Source organism: Haloferax sp. DFSO52 (assembly GCF_048158745.1).
In the GTDB taxonomy this organism is placed as follows: Archaea; Halobacteriota; Halobacteria; order Halobacteriales; family Haloferacaceae; genus Haloferax.
In genome coordinates this window covers 1155405-1173683 of the sequence record NZ_JBLOPB010000001.1, presented here as the reverse complement: position 1 = coordinate 1173683, position 18279 = coordinate 1155405, and the positions used below count along the sequence as shown (strand labels likewise).

At 62.2% G+C, this 18279-nt stretch carries 18 protein-coding genes, 1 tRNA gene and 1 other RNA gene; 13 read left to right on the top strand and 7 right to left on the bottom strand.

All coding sequences use genetic code 11. The features are described from left to right. The first annotated feature begins 30 nt into the window (after positions 1–30). From ACK3SC_RS06075 to ACK3SC_RS06060, 4 genes are all read left to right on the top strand, one after another. On the top strand, positions 31–1260 hold the full coding sequence (locus tag ACK3SC_RS06075; RefSeq protein ID WP_416839949.1) for a DUF4382 domain-containing protein: 1230 nt from the start codon (positions 31–33) through the stop codon (positions 1258–1260). Between the two features lie 124 nt (positions 1261–1384). Beyond that, positions 1385–1455 (top strand) — tRNA-Gly (locus ACK3SC_RS06070). 219 nt (positions 1456–1674) lie between these two features. Continuing rightward, on the top strand, positions 1675–2442 hold the full coding sequence (locus ACK3SC_RS06065) for an SDR family oxidoreductase (protein ID WP_416839217.1): 768 nt from the start codon (positions 1675–1677) through the stop codon (positions 2440–2442). A 176-nt stretch (positions 2443–2618) separates the two neighbouring features. After that, positions 2619–2930, top strand: a complete 312-nt coding sequence (locus ACK3SC_RS06060) for a Sec-independent protein translocase subunit TatA/TatB (protein ID WP_416839216.1) — start codon at positions 2619–2621, stop codon at positions 2928–2930. 168 nt (positions 2931–3098) lie between these two features. Here ACK3SC_RS06060 and ffs read toward each other — a convergent pair. Continuing rightward, an RNA gene (ffs, locus tag ACK3SC_RS06055) (signal recognition particle sRNA) lies at positions 3099–3410 on the bottom strand. A 114-nt stretch (positions 3411–3524) separates the two neighbouring features. Further along, the gene (locus ACK3SC_RS06050) at positions 3525–3938 is read right to left on the bottom strand and encodes a hypothetical protein (protein WP_416839215.1); all 414 of its coding nucleotides are present in this window, start codon (positions 3936–3938) and stop codon (positions 3525–3527) included. A 93-nt stretch (positions 3939–4031) separates the two neighbouring features. On the opposite strand from ACK3SC_RS06050, the gene ACK3SC_RS06045 reads away from it, so the two are divergent. From ACK3SC_RS06045 to ACK3SC_RS06035, 3 genes are all read left to right on the top strand, one after another. Further along, a complete protein-coding gene (locus tag ACK3SC_RS06045) occupies positions 4032–5183 on the top strand; it encodes a thiolase C-terminal domain-containing protein (RefSeq protein ID WP_416839214.1) in 1152 nt (383 codons plus the stop codon). After that, complete coding sequence (locus tag ACK3SC_RS06040) at positions 5183–5560, top strand: Zn-ribbon domain-containing OB-fold protein (protein ID WP_416839213.1); 378 nt, start codon at positions 5183–5185, stop codon at positions 5558–5560. Before ACK3SC_RS06045 ends, ACK3SC_RS06040 begins: the two co-directional genes overlap by 1 nt. A 78-nt stretch (positions 5561–5638) precedes the next feature. Further along, positions 5639–6106 carry a hypothetical protein gene (locus tag ACK3SC_RS06035; RefSeq protein WP_416839212.1) on the top strand — a complete coding sequence of 156 codons (468 nt, stop codon included), beginning with the start codon at positions 5639–5641 and terminating at the stop codon, positions 6104–6106. A 5-nt stretch (positions 6107–6111) separates the two neighbouring features. Here the strand turns inward: ACK3SC_RS06035 and ACK3SC_RS06030 are convergent, their stop codons facing one another. The 3 genes from ACK3SC_RS06030 to ACK3SC_RS06020 form a co-directional block, all read right to left on the bottom strand. After that, positions 6112–6843, bottom strand: coding sequence for a hypothetical protein (locus ACK3SC_RS06030; protein WP_416839211.1), 732 nt, complete (start codon positions 6841–6843; stop codon positions 6112–6114). A 52-nt stretch (positions 6844–6895) separates the two neighbouring features. Further along, positions 6896–7984 carry an NADH:flavin oxidoreductase/NADH oxidase gene (locus ACK3SC_RS06025; RefSeq protein ID WP_416839210.1) on the bottom strand — a complete coding sequence of 363 codons (1089 nt, stop codon included), beginning with the start codon at positions 7982–7984 and terminating at the stop codon, positions 6896–6898. A gap of 90 nt (positions 7985–8074) precedes the next feature. Next, positions 8075–8839 (bottom strand): carbon-nitrogen hydrolase family protein, encoded by a 765-nt coding sequence (locus ACK3SC_RS06020; protein ID WP_416839209.1) that lies wholly within the window; start codon positions 8837–8839, stop codon positions 8075–8077. Between the two features lie 123 nt (positions 8840–8962). On the opposite strand from ACK3SC_RS06020, the gene ACK3SC_RS06015 reads away from it, so the two are divergent. The 3 genes from ACK3SC_RS06015 to ACK3SC_RS06005 all read left to right on the top strand — a co-directional run bounded on the left by ACK3SC_RS06015 (position 8963) and on the right by ACK3SC_RS06005 (position 13620). After that, entirely contained in the window at positions 8963–10225 is a 1263-nt protein-coding gene (locus tag ACK3SC_RS06015; protein WP_416839208.1) for a HEAT repeat domain-containing protein, read from the top strand. A gap of 303 nt (positions 10226–10528) precedes the next feature. Next, on the top strand, positions 10529–11968 hold the full coding sequence (locus ACK3SC_RS06010; RefSeq protein WP_416839207.1) for an SMP-30/gluconolactonase/LRE family protein: 1440 nt from the start codon (positions 10529–10531) through the stop codon (positions 11966–11968). 68 nt (positions 11969–12036) lie between these two features. After that, on the top strand, positions 12037–13620 hold the full coding sequence (locus ACK3SC_RS06005) for a phospholipase D-like domain-containing protein (RefSeq protein WP_416839206.1): 1584 nt from the start codon (positions 12037–12039) through the stop codon (positions 13618–13620). A gap of 36 nt (positions 13621–13656) precedes the next feature. On the opposite strand, the gene ACK3SC_RS06000 is transcribed toward ACK3SC_RS06005, so the two are convergent. Next, positions 13657–15558 (bottom strand): DHH family phosphoesterase, encoded by a 1902-nt coding sequence (locus tag ACK3SC_RS06000; protein ID WP_416839205.1) that lies wholly within the window; start codon positions 15556–15558, stop codon positions 13657–13659. A gap of 193 nt (positions 15559–15751) precedes the next feature. On the opposite strand from ACK3SC_RS06000, the gene ACK3SC_RS05995 reads away from it, so the two are divergent. From ACK3SC_RS05995 to ACK3SC_RS05985, 3 genes are all read left to right on the top strand, one after another. After that, complete coding sequence (locus ACK3SC_RS05995; protein ID WP_416839204.1) at positions 15752–16207, top strand: hypothetical protein; 456 nt, start codon at positions 15752–15754, stop codon at positions 16205–16207. A gap of 108 nt (positions 16208–16315) precedes the next feature. Then, positions 16316–16801, top strand: coding sequence for a Mov34/MPN/PAD-1 family protein (locus ACK3SC_RS05990; protein WP_416839203.1), 486 nt, complete (start codon positions 16316–16318; stop codon positions 16799–16801). Next, a complete protein-coding gene (locus ACK3SC_RS05985; protein WP_416839202.1) occupies positions 16798–17226 on the top strand; it encodes an adenylyltransferase/cytidyltransferase family protein in 429 nt (142 codons plus the stop codon). The genes ACK3SC_RS05990 and ACK3SC_RS05985 overlap by 4 nt, the downstream gene beginning before the upstream one ends. A gap of 124 nt (positions 17227–17350) precedes the next feature. Here ACK3SC_RS05985 and coxB read toward each other — a convergent pair whose 3' ends face one another. Next, entirely contained in the window at positions 17351–18130 is a 780-nt protein-coding gene (gene coxB, locus ACK3SC_RS05980; RefSeq protein WP_416839201.1) for a cytochrome c oxidase subunit II, read from the bottom strand. Between the last annotated feature and the right edge of the window lie 149 nt (positions 18131–18279).

Sequence of the window (18279 nt, the reverse complement as noted above, 5' to 3'; positions counted from 1 at the left end):
AATGGATTCGTGACTGTTCTGGTTGCACTCCTGGTCGTCTTGGCTGGGTGTGCAGGTGGTGCAGGAACACTAACCGAGAGCCCGCAGTCGAACGGCGCAACTGATTCGTCCTCGTCCAGCAGTGGAAGTGCTGGCGAAACTGGCACTGTGAACTTCTACGTGAGCGACGAGGAGAACGCCATCGAGGACTTCGAGAGCCTCAACGTCACCATCGAACGCGTGACGTTCATCAGTGCGGAGGGCGGTGACGACGAATCTGTCGACGCCGAGTCCGAAGAGAACGATTCGGAAGCTGACGACTCGGAAGAGAACGAGTCCGCCGAGGAGACCGGCGATGCCAAGACGAATGCGTCGTCGAACCCGAAGGCGAAGAACGCGACTGCGAACGCAACCGCATCGGCGAACGCGTCAGCGAACGAAACCGAAACGGCCGAGAACGAGACTGAAGTCGAAGAAGCGGCCGACGCCGAAGCCGAGAGTGAATCGAAGTCCGAACCCAGTGGACAAGTCACCTACACGGTCAAGAACGTCACCGTCGACTTGACCGAACTGAAAGGCGACAAATCCTCGCTCGTCGGTGCATACGACGTTCCGAAAGGAGAGTACAACGCCGTCCACGTCGAAGTCACCAACGTAAGCGGGACGCTCAAGACGGGCGAACAGGTGAACATCAAACTCCCGAGTAACAAACTCAAACTCAACTCCGACTTCACCGTCGAAAAGGGTGAGTCTGTGAACTTCGTCTTCGACATCACCGCGTTCGAAGCAGGCGGAAGCGGGAAGTACATCCTCAAACCCGTCATCAGCGAATCCGGGACTGACGTTCCGATAGAGAACGTCGACGAAGAGGCTGACGAAGAAGTTGAAGAATCGGAAGAGGCTGAAGAAGCCGAAGCCGAGGAAGAAGAGCGCTCAGAAGACACGAACGAAACGAGTGAAACGGACGAGAGCGCAGCACTCAACGTCACCTTCGACGGCAACGTCACGACTGACGAAAACGTGACGCTCACCGTCACCCAGAACGGGTCGGCAGTCGAGAACGCGACAGTGGCCGTCAACGACGAAGTCGTCGGCACCACCGACGCGAACGGGACACTCGTCGTCGACGTTCCAGACAGTGAAGAGATGACTGTGAAAGTCACGCACGACGATGCCGAGGCCGAGTTCGAGTTCGAACTCGCCGTCGAAACGGTCGAAACGGGTGAAGACGACTCGAAGAAGCCTGATAGCCCCGGAAAATCGGACAACAGCAACGACTGACCGAAAAGGTAACATCCTTATTGTGGCGTCGAATACGAAGAGGTAGACACCGTTCACTCACGCACCGGTGTCTCGACTGAGCAAAGCGAAGTCGAGGCTCGGTGCGAACGAGTGCAACGAGTGAGCACCGGTGGTCTAATGGTAAGACATTGGCCTTCCAAGCCAATTATCTGGGTTCGATTCCCAGCCGGTGCATTTTCTGCCGAACTACCCGACGAGAGCGTGACCTGCGTCTCGAATTTGTGGGAGTAACTCGGGTGTCGGTGCGTCTCGCAATCGTCGGTGTAACTCGTGTGCGCTGACGGAGGCGAGCATGGAAGAAACTCGCCGCAGCACCCCCGGTAGGACCCTCCTTCCAGTCGAGGGCATATAGTTAACTTCGATTACACCTTACTCTCTGTGGGTGTTATTAGAATGACATTACTCGACGGCCGCGTCGCGGTTGTAACTGGTGGAAGTTCCGGAATTGGACGCGGGATTGCGCTCGCGTACGCAGAAGAAGGTGCAGACGTGGTGGTTTGCGACATTCGCGAAGACCCGAAAGAGGGCGGCCGACCGACACACGTCAAAATCGAAGAAGACACGGACCAGTCGGCGACGTTCGTCGAACTCGACGTGACAGACCCCGCGGCGTTCGAGAACGCCATGGATGCAGCAGAGGCGTTCGGCGGTGTCGACATCATGGTCAACAACGCCGGCGTCTGGTGGCCAGAAGACTTCCTCGAAGTCACCGAAGAATCGTTCCAGCAGATGATGGACATCAACGTGAAGGGTGTCTACTTCGGTGCACAGGCGGCCGCGGGGCGAATGTCGCAGGGCGGCGGCGGGAGCATCATCAACATCTCCAGTGTCAATGGAATCTACGGAAACGGAGGCTTTCCGACGTACACGGCGACGAAGGGTGCCGTGCGGACGCTCACGTACTCACTGGCGCATGGCCTCGGCGGGCGGGACATCCGAGTCAACGCAATTCATCCCGGTGCCATCAACACGAAGATTGGACCGGAAGACATGGAGACGAGCGACGAACAGATGGCACAGCTAGAGGCGATGATTCCCCTCGGTCGACGGGGAGAACCAGACGACGTGGCGGGCGTCGCACTCTTCCTCGCCAGCGACCTCTCGAAGTACGTCACCGGCGAATCCATCGTCGTCGACGGCGGGTGGACCTCCTGGCGCTGAGAGCTGTCCACCCGAGTCTGGTGGGTGCAACCGCTCGTCAGCGGTCCCGTCGAATTCCGTTTTCTCCACGCCGACGAAACCAGACGAAAGGACCACTGTCTGCTACTCACCTATTATTGTAACGAGTTCGACACGGACCGTCTCTCTTATCTTCCCCCCGGACGTAAGCGAACGTAATGATAAACTCCATCCCACTGTTCCCCGGCCTGCCGGGTGGTCCAGAACTGCTTATCGTCCTGCTCATCATCGTCCTCCTGTTCGGGGCGAACAAACTCCCCCAGCTCGCTCGCTCGTCTGGGCAAGCGATGGGTGAGTTCCGACGTGGACGACAGGAGATCGAAGAGGAACTGCAGAAAGGTGTCGAAGGCTCCGACAGCGACGAGTCGGCGGACACGTCGGCGGCAGACACGTCGGCAGCGGACACGTCGGCAGACGACGAAGAAGAGGAAGCCGAATCGGTCGAAGCCGAAGCAGAAAAAGAGAACTGAGGATTTTCGTGGGGGGCGACCCCACCACTGAATTCACGCACGACGAGTGGCAACTGCGTTCTCTGTCACCGAACGAGCGGTGGCGAAAAACACAACACAGCCGCTGACTGGGTGTCGCGCTGGTCAGAGAGGATAGCCGATGCTCGCCGAGTAGAATACGGTATGAATGGGTGGACAGCGAGGTTGCCCGGCGTTCCGACGTGGGGAATCTCGGTTGCCTCCTCCACCCCGCGATCCCTCGAGCGACGCACGTCCGATGGTCCGCTGCTCGCTCCCGCGCCTGGCGGGGTACCACCGATGAACCGCGCGAACCCTTCCCTGCGGAAGGGGTACGCGGAACCGCTGTCCCCGTGGGACGAGGTTTCTACGTTGGCTTCCGAGGCCCGCGCCGGTCTGACCGGACGCGCCCGTTTTTGGTCCCCGCTGAAGACCTATTTCGCGGGTAGAGAGCAGGGCCTAACTGCCCGACCTAGTCCACTCCTTCCTAATCCACCGACTGTTAAGGGCCTTTCGACTCGCGAAGCGAGAAATCGGGGGACACCGACGGGGTGGTTTCGAATACGTCTCAGCGCGTGAAATTCGTTCGTTCGGGACTTAGACGACGCTTCGAGCGTAGCCTCCCGCTCCGACGAACGTGATGGCGGCGGCACCGATGACTGCCCAGCGGTGGGAACTCAACCACGAATACTGCTCGGGGAAACTGAACAAGACGTTCGGGTCGATAGAGAGCGACCACACCACCGAGAGCGCGAGCATCGAAAGCGACAGTACGAACGCGAGTCCGGCGGCCACCGCGGGGTCGGTTCGCTCCTGTCGCCCCGAGAGGATGACGATCACTTCGAGGAGTGCGAGCATCCCGACGAGAGAGAGACCGACCGGCCCTGAGGCATAGTACGCGGCCATCTCGCCGGAACCGGGTTCGACGGCGACGGCAGGAACCGCGACGGCGACTGCGAGGAGAAGTGACCCGACGAGTCCAATCGTCGAGGAGAGTCGTTCGACGTCCATGCCCTCTCGTTCGAAACTCCGACTGATAAACGGTTTGAGACGTGGCCACGAGATAGTGGCCGGTTTTAAATCGCACTGTGACGACGTGCGCGTATGGACCGCGTAGCGATTATCGGTGCATCGATGACCCAGTTCGGGAAACGCGATGCGTGGATTCGTGCGTTGCTCGCAGAGGCGGGTCAGAGCGCGCTCACGGATGCCGGCGTCTCACCCGACGAAATCGAGCACCTCTACGTTTCGAACATGGCCAGCGGCGAGTTCGAGGGCCAGACGGGGGTCCCGAACGCCCTCGCCCACGACCTCGCGGCGATGCCGGCGTACACCGCTCGAATCGACCAGACCTCCTCGTCCGGCGGCGCGGGCGTCTACGCCGCGTGGCAGTCAGTTGCCTCCGGCGCGTCCGACATGACGATGCTCGTCGGCGGCGAGAAGATGACTCACCGAACGACGGCAGAAGCGACGGACATCATCGCGTCGTTGACCCATCCAGTCGAGTACAAACACGGCTTGACGCTCCCCTCGTTCGCGGGACTCACCGCCCGACTCTACCTCGACACCTACGACGCACCCCGCGAGTCGCTGGGGAAAGTCGCCGTCAAGAACCACAAGAACGGGCTGGACAACCCGCACGCCCAGTTCCGAAAGGAAGTCGACCTCGACACCGTCCTCAACTCACCCATCGTCGCCGACCCGCTTCGACTCTACGACTTCTGTCCCATCACGGACGGGTCTGCGGCACTCGTCTTCTGTCCCGAGTCGGTCGCCCGCGAGTACACCGACGACTACGCCGTCATCTCGGGTATCGGCGGCGCGACGGACACCCACGTCGTCCACGAACGCGCCGACCCGACCACGATGGGCGGCGTGGTCAACTCCTCCGAAATCGCCTACGAGATGGCCGACCTCGAACCCGACGACATCGACGTGGCCGAACTCCACGACATGTTCACTATCCTCGAGTTCCTCCAGTCCGAAGACCTCGGCTTCTTCGAGAAGGGAGAAGGCTGGAAGGCCGTCGAAGAGGGCGTGACCGACCGCGACGGCGAGTTACCCATCAACACCTCCGGCGGCTTGAAGTCGAAGGGACACCCCCTCGGCGCGTCCGGCGTCGCGCAGGTGTACGAAATATACAAACAACTCATCGGTGACGCAGGCAAGCGACAGGTCGACGCAGACATCGGCCTCGCGTGCAACGTCGGTGGCTTCGGCAACTGCGTGACCACGACCATCATGGAGTCCCGATAATGTCCGACGACAACCCCCCGATGGAAGCGTACCGCTACCCCGACGGGAGCATCACCTACCCCGGCCACCCGGTCGGCCCAGACGGCGAAGAACCGGTCGGAACCGTAGACCTGAGCGACTACACCGCGACGGTTCTGACGTGGACCACTTCGACGGCGACGCCGCCGGGCGTTCGCGCGCCCAACACGATGGCCATCGTCGAGTTCGACGTAGAGGGCGAACCCGTGCGCGCAATCGGTCAGGTCACCGACGAGGACGAGGTCGCAATCGGCGACGAAGTCGAACCCGTCTACTGCGAGGAACTTCGCGAACCCGGCGCTGGTATCCGCGAACCGGCGAGTCAGGACTGGGACGGATATCAGTTTAGACCAGTCTGAGCGTCCCTCGTACGCTTCTACGTTCACCGCTCCCCGCCCACGGGGAATGTTGATAGTTCTACACGTTCAACGTCTCGTATGAACCGAACCCCGCGCGTCACCTTCGCCCGCGACGCCGTCGTCGCCACCGCGGTGCTTGGTGGCCTGTTCCTCCTCGGGTACGGCATCCAGTTCCAACCCCTCCAGATTCCGACCTACCTGCTCATCGTCGGTTTCGACTTCTTGGAAGGCGTCTTCGGGTCCGCCGGGGCCAATTTCGACTTACTGTTCGGTGCGTACCTCGTCGGACTCGGCGTCCTCGGCGCGGCAGTTGCATACGTCGTTCGGGCGGCTTCCCGTGTCACCGACCTCCCACAGTGGCGACTCGGAGCGGCGGGGGCACTGGCCATCGTTGGAACCATCTCGCTGCTGTTCGCGGTGAATATCCTCGTCTCGACGACGCAGACGACGCCCGTGTTGGTCACCGGAGCGGCCGGCGTCGTCCTGTTAGCCCTCGCTGGCTGGCTCGCTGGTCTCTTCAGAATCGAGTTCGGACCGACGCAGTAGTCGTTCTACTCGTCTTCGTTTACTTCGTCGTCGTCGCCTCTGACTTCGCGCTTTATCGACTCTAACTCGGCGTCGACATCGACCTGTGGTCTGTCGTCGGACTCGTCAGAGTCGCCACTCGTCGCAGCGACGTCTGACCCTTCTTCGGTCACGTCGATACGGACGGGACCAGAGTCACGGGGCCGAGACCGGTTCGACCCACGTCGCCATCCCGACTCGAAGCGAGTTTCGTCGTCGCGCCAGCGTCGCTCTCGGGAGCTTCGTTCTCGTTCTGCCTCGGTGATTCGACTGTCGAGTTCATCTGCGAGCGACCGGGCGTGGACCATGATGTCCCGCGCGTCCGAATTCGTGGGGAGGTCCGCCTCCGAGAGTGCCCGGCGGAGTTCGTCGAGAGCGCGTTCGACGCCCGTGACGGCCGTCTGTGGGACGCCTCGTAGTTGAGTCTCTGTCTCTCTTCGGGCGTCGTCCATCGCTCGTCCGGGGTCCGACAGGCGGATGAGACGTCGGAGCAGTTCGAGCGACGCGATGGTCGCTTCGAGGACGGCGATGATGGTCGGGAGCGTGTACGATTCGGTAAAGCGCATCACATCGCCGAACGTCGGTGGACGCGGGGTTCTGAATCGGTCGCGAACCTCGCGGTCACGTTCCTCGCGGAGTTCGGTGCCGAGTTCTTCGAGTGTGTCCCCGAGTTCGTCTAAGACGTCGAGGATATCGTCGTCCCGTCGTCGGTCGCTCATACGTCACGATTGGGTCGCCGTGGGGATAAGCCTTCGAGGGGGAGCGTGGTGGCTACCGGCGGGGGATAGCGCGGTGATACTGCGGCGGCCATTCGGCGTCAACACCGAGTTCCTGTGCCGCGTGGAGGGCGAAGTACGGGTCACGGAGATGCTCGCGGCCGACGATAGCGAGGTCAGCGCGGCCGTTTCTGATAAGTTCGTCTGCGTGGCGGGCCGTGCGAATGCCACCGACTGCACCGACCATCACGTCGGTCTCTTCGCGGATGAGTTCGGCGTACGGAACCTGATACCCGGGGCCGGTGTCTGGAATCTGCTGGTCGGGGTGGATACCGCCGGAACTCACGTCGATGAGGTCCGCACCGAGTTCTCCGAGGGCCGACGCGAGACGAACGGACTGGTCGATATTCCACGACTTTCGGTCGTCTAGCCAGTCGGTCGCCGAGATGCGGACGAACACGGGTTTGTCGTCGGGCCACACTTCGCGGACCGCCTCGGTCACTTCGCGGACGATGCGCGTGCGGTTCTCGAACGACCCGCCGTACTCGTCGTCGCGGTGGTTGGTCACGGGTGAGAGGAACTCGTGGAGGAGATAGCCGTGGGCCGCGTGAATCTCTGCGATTTCGAATCCCGCGTCGAGGGCGCGCGCGGCGGCGGCGCGGAAGTCGTCGACGACGTCGCCGATTTCCGCTGTCGAGAGTTCGTGGAGTTCCGGTGGTTCTGCGTCGTAGGGCCACGGAACGTCGCTCGGCGCGACAGTCGTCCACCCACCGTCTTCTGGGGAGAGCGGTTGGCTTCCGTCCCACGGCCGCGTCTTGCTCGCTTTCCGCCCTGCGTGTGCGAGTTGAATCGCGGGGACGCTGTCCATCGACTTCACGAACGTCGTGACTCGTTCGAGCGCTTCGACGTGTTCGTCGCTCCAGATGCCGAGGTCGTTCGGAGAGATGCGCCCTTCGGGAGAGACGGCCGTCGCTTCCGTCATCACGATACCAGCCCCACCGACCGCTCGACTGCCGAGGTGGACGAGATGCCAGTCGGTGGCGAAGCCATCGGTCGACGAGTACTGGCACATCGGAGAGACCATGATTCGGTTCGAGAGCACCGTCTCTCGCAGCGAGAGCGGACTAAAGAGCGTGTCAGTCATTGCTCGTGGTTGGGCGGCGGCGACAATACCCCACTCGGTTCCGGTGATGCAGACCGGTTCTCGTGGACCGAAAGCGAACCCGGGGTTCGCTTACTCGACCGACCCGACGAACTGTCGCTGTTCGTCGAGTACGTCCTGGTCGAGTGTCCACAGGAGGTCACGTTCGTCTCGGTTGAGCGCCGCCGCGACGACGCCGTCGGGCCGAACGACAAGCGAGCGCCCTGCAAATTTGGTTTGTGCCGTCCCGGGAATCGACCCATTTCCCGTCCGGCCCGCGCCGACGAGCCACCGGACCCCATCCAGTGCGCGGGCGCGACAGAGCAATCGCCAGTTCTCCGAATGTGCGGCGGGCCACGCGCCGACGACGAAGAGTGCGTCGACGCCTTCGTCGGTCAGTTTCGCGCTCTCGGCGACGAAGTTCAGGTCGTAACAGGTCAGCAGTCCGGTCGTTCCCGCCGGCGTGTCGACGACGACCAGTTCGTCGCCGGGCGTGACGACTGACGCCTCGTCGCCCCAGAGATGCTGCTTCCGATAGACGTCAGTGGTTCCATCGGGTCGGACGTACGCAACGGCGTTGGAGAGTGTGTCGCCGTCGCGTTCGAGATAGCCAGCGAGTACGTCGCAGTCGTTGTCGGCGGCGACCGACTCGAGGAAATCGGTCGCGTGGTCACGCGTGACCGCACCGCTGTAGGCGCGGTTGTCCGGGACGAACCCGGTCAGTGCGTACTCTGGGAAGAGGACAACATCGACGTCGGCTGGCAATTTTGCCACTCTCTTTCGAATAGTGGCTTCGTTCTGTTCAACTTCCAGATCGGCGATGGATAGCTGTGGAACCGCGACGGTGGGGCCAGTCACGACCCATGAGACAACACCCTGATGAAAAAACACTCGGCATGGTGCAACTGTTCGGGGTGGCCTCACACCATCGGGCGAAGCGAAGGGAAACGCTCTTTTTACCGTCGGACGCAGTTCCGGCATATGAGTGACGGGGACGACGATACGACGGAACTCTCACCCGAGAGCCTCGACGAACGCCTGAACGAGGCACAGGAGGCCCTCGAAGCGGCTGAAACGGAAGCCGACCTCGACGACGTCGAAGCGACGCTCGACGAGATAGACGCGGACATCGAGGCCGCAGAACTGCCCGAGGCCGACGACGAAGACGAAGACGACCCTGCCGAGGAACTCACCTCGCGCCTGTCGGAGCTTCGTGACGACCTCGAATCCCAGCGCGGCCCGTACGGGGAAGACGCCATCGAGACCCTCGACGAAGCGAAGTCCACCATCACGGACACGCGCTGGACCGAACAGGGCGAAGGCGAAGTCGTCGCTGCGGTCGAAACGTTCGCAGCCGACTTCAACGGCGTTCTCGACGCCAGCGTCTCGGTCGACGGCGACGACGAAGCAGACTTGACCGCCGCCCTCGACGACGCAATCTCGGCCATCGAAGCGGCCGACCTCGACGCCGACGACGACGCCGAAACCATCGCAGACCTCATCGAGGTCACCGACGGTCTCACCGACGGCCTCGACGACGCACAGGAGTGGGACGACCTCGAGGTCCGCGAGAAGCTTCAGGCACAGGGCTTCTACGACGTGCTCGGGCACTACAAGGACTACCCACCGGAACTCTCGGCGCTCAAAGAACACGAAAAGCGCGGCAACATCGACATGATTGCGCTCGCGTTCGAGAGCTTCCAGTCCGGCTTCATGGAAGAGTACTGTATCGAGGCGTTCACGCGCATGAACGACCCCGCTGCGTACGACGCAGTCCAACCACAGGCCAAGCGTCGTAACAAAGGCGCTATCAAGGCAATCGGCAAGATGGGAGCCGAAGAGGGCGTCGAGATGCTCATCGACTACTCCGACACCGACAGCGACCCGGCGCTTCAGAAGGTCGTCTTCAAAGCACTGGGCGAAATCGGCTCCGAAGAAGCGACCCAACCGCTCGCGAACAAGCTCGTCACCGAAAACGAGAACGTTCGCTCTGCGGCCGCTCGCGCGCTCGGTCTCCTCGGCGACACCCGCGCCGTCGACCCACTCGCAGACGTCATCGCGGACGACGACGTCGACTCCGTCCGTGCGAGTGCCGCGTGGGCGCTCCGTCAGATTGGCACCGAAGCGGCACTCGAAGCGGCCGCCGAGTACGCTGACGACCGCTCGTACATCGTCCAGCGTGAGGCCGAACTCGCCGCCGACTCCCTCGGCGAAGGCAAGTCCGAACCCGAAGCAACAGTCTGACGACGAGGACCGTCATCCCTCGCGAACTGCTGTTCGACTGTATCGACTACCGACGGCTCACGCTCTGGGCGTTCGATTAAGTCCGGCTTAACACCCGTACTGCCTGTCTCCACGATTCTGCTACTGACAGTGTGGATTAACATATCGATAAGAAATATATCAGCGTTCTGTCTGTACCACCAAACCAGTCGGTCTGTTTTATTTCCGATATAACAAACCAACAAGGAATTGTAGGATAGCCTTGAACATCGCTCGGAACGTCACGTGGCGGGTCCGAGTGTTGTCACGATGGTGAACACAGTCATGAGAACTACAATTTCACGGAGAGCGGCGCTGAAGGCACTCGGCGTGAGCGGTGTGGCACTCGCTGGTGGAGCCGCAGTGATTTCGGCACAGTCGGACGAAGCGTCAAGCAACGTCGGAGAACTGGAACTCATCTACGAGTTCGAACCACCGGAAGGCTCACCGCAAGAACCGCCGTTCGGGCAACTCCCAGAGAACGTTGCGGCCGACGAGAGTGGAAACAAATTCGTGAGCATCCCGACGCAGGCACAGATCTGGAAGTTCGGACCCGACGACGAGCCGGTCGAGACGCCGTTCGTGCAGTTCGAATCGACCGAAGAGTTCCTCGTCGGACCGACTGGCGTCGAATTCGACCCGAATGGGAGGATCTACTCGGCGTTCGTGAGCGATCTCTCGACGTCGACAGACGCCGAGACGAACGGCGTGTACGAAATCGACACCGACGGAGAGTACGAACTCTACGCAGAGATATCGAACGACCTCGAGGAGTTCCCGTCGTTCCCCAACGACATCGCGCTGCTCGAGAACTCGTTACTCGTCAGCGATAGCTTCAGCGGCGTTATCTGGGAGGTCCAGCGAGGCCGGACCGAGGTGTGGGCTGGCGAGTTGTGGGACGGTAACCAGTACAACTTCCCGACGACTCCGCTCGCGCCACCGGCCCCGGTCGCCGGCAGCCCACAGTTCGGTCCGAACGGACTCCAGCTCACGGAGGACAAAGACGCCCTCTATGTTGCAAACACAGGGAAAGGGACGATCCTCGAGATTACAATCGATTCGTTCGGAAACCCAGACGAGCCCGAAGTGTTTGTCGACGACCTCGGCGCTCCGGACGGCCTTGCGATGGACGTCGAGGAGAACCTCTACGTCGCCGACAACGGCGCGAACCAGATTCTTCGTGTGTCGCCCGACGGGGACGTTGAAGTACTCGCCGAGAACGGGGACGTGGAAGAGACTACCACTGCAAACGAGACGACAACTATCGCGAACGAGACCACTACCGCGAACGAAACGACTACCACTGCGAACGAAACTACCACGATCGCGAACGAGACGACAACTATCGCGAACGAGACCACTACCGCGAACGAAACGACCACTGCAAACGAAACGACTACCACCGCGAACGAAACTACCACTGCAAACGAAACGACCACCGTGAACGAGACGACTACCACCGCGAACGAAACTACCACTGCGAACGAGACGACTACCACCGCGAACGAAACGACTACCGCCGAAGAACAGACCACCACTGAGATGGCAGGTCAAACCGGCGTCCCGATTCTCGACCAACCCGCGGACGTGACGTTCGGAACCACGGACGACCAGCGCACGTCGCTGTACATCGTCAACCTCGCGCTGGATTCGCAGTTCGAACCGCCGAAACCGAGCCTGATGAAGCTTGACGTCGGTATCGACGGGCTCAGAATCACTCGGTGAATCGCCGAACAGTGGGCTGACCACACACCGACGAACCTTTTTGTATCATCACGGGACCACCGCGAGGTGTGTTCCATCGGGTCGTCCTCGCCATCATCCTCTTCGCCGCCGTCGCACCCGCACCGATAGCAGCCGCTGGCGACCATCCAACAGAGACCCCACCCGACCACCCAGACGTGCGAATCGTCGCTGCAGTCCCCGACCCGGCGACGCCCGACGACAGCGGCGAATTCGTTGTCGTCCGCGCGCCCGAGGGGACGCGACTCACCCTCGACGACGGCGAGCAACAGGTCACCTTCGTCGCGCCCGGCGGTGCAGTCGCCGTCACATCGAGCCCAACAGCGACGGCGAATCTCACCGCCCACCCCGTCGTCTCTCCCGGCCTCGCCCTCGCCAACGGCGGTGAAACGGTCACACTCAGCGTCGATGGAGTCGTCACCGACCGACTCGTCTACGACCGGAGTCGTGAGGGCGAACGTCTCGAACGACGCGACGGCGCGTGGACGTGGTGGCCGCGAACCCTTCCGCGACGACCCGTCACGACTCACGGCCCAGCGAACGCGACGCTGTTCGTCCTCCCGGACTCACCGACCATCCCACTCGAGACGCTCCGCAGCGCCGACGAGAGACTCCTGCTCGCGGGCTACGTCGTCTCGTCGTCCCGCGTTGCCGACGAACTCGTCGCTGCACACGAGCGTGGTGTCCGCGTCGAGGTTCTCGTCGACGACGCACCAGTCGGCGGATTTCCACGAGCGTCTGCACGCGTCCTCGACAGACTCGTCGCCGCCGGTATCACCGTCCACGTCGTCGGCGACCCCCACTCGTTCCACCACGCCAAGTACGCCGTCAGCGACGACGACACCCTCGTCACGACAGAGAACTGGAAACCCGCCGGAGTCGGCGGCCAAAAGAGTCGCGGCTGGGGCGTCGTCGTCGCCTCACCCGCCGTCGCGACTGACCTCGCGGCGACGTTCGCGGACGACGAGAATCTCCCAGCGACCCACCCGTGGGAGCGATACCGAATCGGTCGCGAGTTCGTCGTCACCGAGCGTGCGAACGGAACGTACCCGTCGCGAGTCTCGCCACGGACTGTGCACGCCGACCGCATCGCTGTCATCCGCGCGCCGGACAACGCAGAACCGGCCGTCGTCTCCCGCCTCGACGCCGCTGACCGACGAATCGACGTGATTCAACCCAGTGTCGAAGCCGGCGGCCCGTTCGTTCTGGCGCTCAAGCGGGCAGCAACACGAGGTGTTCGCGTCAGACTCCTCCTCGGGAGCGCGTGGTACGTCGACGACGAGAACCGCGAACTGGCCGAGCGGTTGAACCGATGGGCCGACAGAACCGGGAACCCGCTGTCGGTTCGACTCGCCCGCCCCGCCGGCCGGTACGGAGCGATTCACGCGAAGGGCGTCGTCGCAGACGACACCATCATCGTCGGGAGCCTCAACTGGAATCGCCACTCTGCCCACGAGAACCGAGAGGTTTCAGTGGCTCTCACTGACTCGGCGGCCGCGACGTACTACCGAGACGTGTTCGAAGCCGACTGGAACGCGAGCAACGACGGACCGCGGCCGGTACTCGTTGGCGCGGCAGCGGTGGCCGTCCTCGTCGGACTGGCAGCGCTCAGGCGAGTGGAGTTCGAAGAATGAGGGTCGGCTGTGCGTGTGTCGAACGCGAGCGTCGGCTTACGCCGTCGTCGAGAGTTCTTCGTCGATGTCTGCTTCGGCCATCTTCTCGACGAGCGTGTCGATGACTTCCTCGCGCATGCCGCTGACGAACTTGATAGACCCGACGACGAGGTGGCCGCCACCGGAGACGCCGCCGCCGACGACTTCCTCGTTCAGTTCGGCGACCATCCGCGGGATGTCGAGGCGGACGCCGTCAGACCGGAGGACGGCGAAGTCGGGACCGTAGCCGATGGTGATGACGGGTTCGCCAGTCTCCTGGACCTTCCGGTCGTGGAGTTTGCCCGTCGTCTTGCCCGGCGCGGGGTAGGTAAAGCGGTGGGCCCACTTGTCGAGGTCGATGCGGTAGAGGTTGGCCCCGCTGTCGAGTCGCTCGTGTTCGAGGTGGGGTTCGGCCGCTTCGAGTTGGCGGTCGACGTCGCGCTCGGCGCGAGAAGAGAGGAACTCGACGAGTTCGCGGTGTCGGGTTTCGTCGTCACAGCCGACGTTGAGCACGTCGTTGACGATGGACGCGCCGTCGTTGTAGCGAAGCCAGTGGGCGGCGTAGTCGAGCGCCTCACCCACGTCGAGGAGTTTGTCGCGGTCGTAGCCTTCCGCTTCGGCCAGTGCGATGTAGTCGTCCATGACTTCGGCCTTCGAGCGGTCCGAGAGACCGGCGACTGCCGGAACGTGACGGAGTTCGTCGGTCACGTCGGGATAGATCATGCGCGCGAGTTCGACACACATCATCCCCGTCGTGATACGGTAGTCTTCGCCGTGGAGATACGGGTTGACGTGCGCGTCGAGCAGCGGATTGACCGCCTCTGGGTCGGGGTGGTGGTGGTCGACGACGGCGATGGGCACGTCGTAGTGTGCGAGGTTCTCGTAGGCAGGCACGTCCTCTTCGGTCGACCCGTTGTCGAGCATGAGGAGGAAGGGAAGCCGCTGGCCGTGGCGGGCGCGGCCTTCCAGCGCGAAGTTCAGGTCGCGCGTGACGTCTTCCATCTCGTAGAACGGTGCCTTACTCGGGAGGCGCTTGAACAGGTGTCGCGGCGCGTCAGGGTCGTCGTGAACGTCGGTGATGAACTTCTCGAGGGCCAGTTGGACCGGAACAGACGCACACATGCCGTCGCCGTCGGCGTGGTGACGGACGCGAATCGGGCGGCCTTCGAGGACCGTCCGGCGCAGGAGTCGGGCGACATCTTCGAGGTCCTCGCGGAGTTTCTCGAACGCGGGCCACTCGACGAGTGGGTCGACGTCTTCGGGTTCGGCGAGTTCGTCCATCGCAGCGTCGATTCGCTCGCGTGCCTCGTCGGCCGCCTCGTCTTCGAGAACCGACAGTCCGTCGACTTCGAGTTGACGCGTCCCTTCGTGGTCTTCGACGGTGCCGTTCATGCGGATGACGTCGTCGATTTCGACGTGCGGGAACGCCCGAACGCCGGCCTCTTCGAACGCGGCCGCGGCGATGATTCCCGAGTCGTCGGCGATGCGGAAGACGGTTGGGCCGCCGGTCTGCTTGATTTGCGCGACGACGCCTTCGATGGTCGCGCTCTCACCGACCGCGAGGTCGGAGATTGGCGTAATCGTCGGCTCGTGTTCGACGATTTGCGTGCGGTAGTTGTCCGGCGTCTCTTCGAGGAACGCGATGTCTCCGTTCTCGCGGACTTCGTCCAGGCGGACGACGAGTCGGTCTCCAACCTCGTAGTCGGTCGAGAGATTCGACTCGTGGATGAGTCCAGAGACGGAATCAGAGACATCCACGAAGATACCGTATTCGACGACGCCGTTGACGACGGCGTGGTAGTACGCGTCGAGTTCGGTGTCGTCGACAGTGCAGTTCGGTGCTAAATCGTAGACGATAGGTCGTGAGTCCGAATTCGGACCCGAGTCTGCGCCGGAATCCCCGGCGTGCTCGTCACTCATAGTCTCGCTAGGTCGGGGGTTGGTGTTAAGCTTTACAAAAGCGTCTCGTGAGCGCCGCCGTTACTCGAAGGAGCGCCCGCCGAAGTTGGTGATTTCGGATTCGGCTCGAACTGCACGCTGTCGGGTAAGATAAAAGCAGTCCCAGACCGATACGCCCGTGGAGGGTGCACACCGCACCGACCAGACGACGTGTATGAACCGACGTGAACTCCTCGCTGGAATCTGTCTCGCGGCATCCGGAGTCGCAAGTGGCTGTCTCGGGAGTCGCCCATCGTGTACGGACGGAAACTGGCCGCCGCCGGTCGCCGTCGAAGAACCGTCGGTTTCGCCGGGCGAATCGACGGTGTTCGAGATAACGGTGACCGGAATCACCGCGTTCAGATTCGACACGCGACTGTACACGTGTGGGGCCACGGACGCGCCAGTTCGGTTCGGCGACCTCGAGAAGCGCCCCCCGATAGACGCGCAGGCGGATTCCTGTCCTCCGATTTGGCTCTGGGACGACTGCACGGACGTCACGCTCCGAGTGCCCGTTCACGTCGCGTCCGACGCCGACGCCGGCGTGTACGACTACGGGTTTCACGTCGCAGAAGACATCGACGGGCGCAACGAACACGACTTCGAATACTCCGTGACGGTGTCCGAATAGACGCACTCGTCGAACGCGCCGCGAGAAACGTCCGGACCGACTGGGGTCGCCGTCGAATTCGACAACCCTTCCGCAACTCTTAGATGGAGCGCCCGCCGACGACTCGGTATGCGACTGTTCCGGTCGCGAGAGGTCATCGGAATCGCAGCCGAGACCCTCGACTTCGCACTCGAAGCGGCTACGGAGACACATCCCAACGAGTACATGGGGCTCCTCCGCGCTGAGGACGCCGGTCAGTTCGGACTCGACCGCGACGGCCTCCTCGTAACCGACGTACTCGTCATTCCGGGGACTGTCTCGGACCCAGTCAGCGCGACCGTCCGGACCGACCTCGTTCCGAACGACTTCCGTGCCGTCGGGTCGATTCACTCACACCCCAACGGCGTGCTTCGACCGAGCGATGCCGACCTCGACACCTTCGGGAGTGGCACCGCACACATCATCATGGGCCACCCGTACGGCCCGAACGACTGGGAGGTGTTCGACCAGTCCGGAGCGCCACGAGACCTCCCGGTGTACGACGTGGACCTCCCGGACCCAGAATCGTTCTTCGACTTCACACAGGAAGATATCGACGCGGAGTTAGACCGATGAGACGAGTTATTGCACAGGGAACGTTCGACATTCTCCACCCCGGCCACGTCCACTATCTGGCGGACGCGAAAGCGATGGGTGACGAACTCCACGTCATCATCGCACGCGGGGAGAACGTGACGCACAAACCGAAACCGATACTCGACGACCGACAGCGACGCGACATGGTCGCCGCTCTCGACGTCGTCGACGAGGCACACCTCGGCCATCCGGACGACATCTTCGTCCCAATAGAGGAGATAGCCCCCAGCGTCGTCGTCCTCGGATACGACCAGCACCACGACGAAGCGGCGATCAAATCCGCGCTCGCCGAGCGCGGTATCGACTGCGAAGTCGCTCGTGCGACGCCGCGAGAGAAGACGTACGACGACGAACTCCTCTCGACCGGGCGTATCATCGACCGCATCACCGAGCGGCGCTGCTGAAGCGGTTCTCTCAGCCGAATTCTATCGTTGAGCGTGCGACGCTACCATCCCGTCAGTCGCGACGGTTTGACGCGACGAGCGTCGTCACTTGGAGCGTCGTGGTCAGAGGAAAAGGGAGACTGCGTTACTGTGGGACGGCGAGCGCAGTCGAGTTACTGGACGAGGAGTTGTTGGAGGACGAACCCGACGAACCGCTGTTCGACGACTGCTGCTCGTCGAGCCAGTCTTGGTACTCTTCTTCGGAGACGACTTCGACGGTGAAGTACATCTGCGAGTGAGCGACACCACAGTACTCAGTACAGTAGCCCTGGTAGGTGCCCTGTTCTGTCGGGACGGTCTTGATGGTGTTTACCTGACCGGGCATCGCGTCCGTCTTGAGACCGAGTTCCGGGACGTGGAAGCCGTGAATCACGTCCTGGGAGGTCACCTGGATGTAGACCGGTTGCCCTTCAGGAACGACGATTTCGCTACCCGAGGTGAAGTTGCCCTCTTCGGGGTAGTACATGTTCCAGCCCCACTGGTAGGCTTCTGCCGTGATGACGACCGGGTCGTCGGACATGTCGATGTCGTTGCCCTGGTAAGTCACGTCCTCGTTGGCCAGCACGCCGTAGGAGGCGACGCCGACGAACAGCAGGATGATGGCAGTGGCGATGGTCCACGTGATTTCGAGTCGGCGGTTCTCCTTTGTCGGCAGTGCGCGCTCGCTGTTGCGGAACTTGATGACCGTGTAGAGGAGGATGACCTCGACGAGCACGGTAATCGGGATGGCGATGTACAGAAGCTTCCCGTTCAACTGGTTGATTAGTTCCACGGTGGTGGACGCCTGTGCTGCGGCAGGGGTGGCGACGAGCGCCATCACGACTGCCGCGAGCAGAGACGCGAGCGCGAAACGCGTCTTTCTCATGCTAATCGGGGGTTAGGAACAACCGCATAAATGCGTACCGACTCTCACGCCATCCCTTTTGTACCCCACCCCAGCATATGAAGGGGCGATACGACGCTCGTGGGACCGAAAAAACGGGGCTCCTAAATACGGGACTGCCTAATGACTCC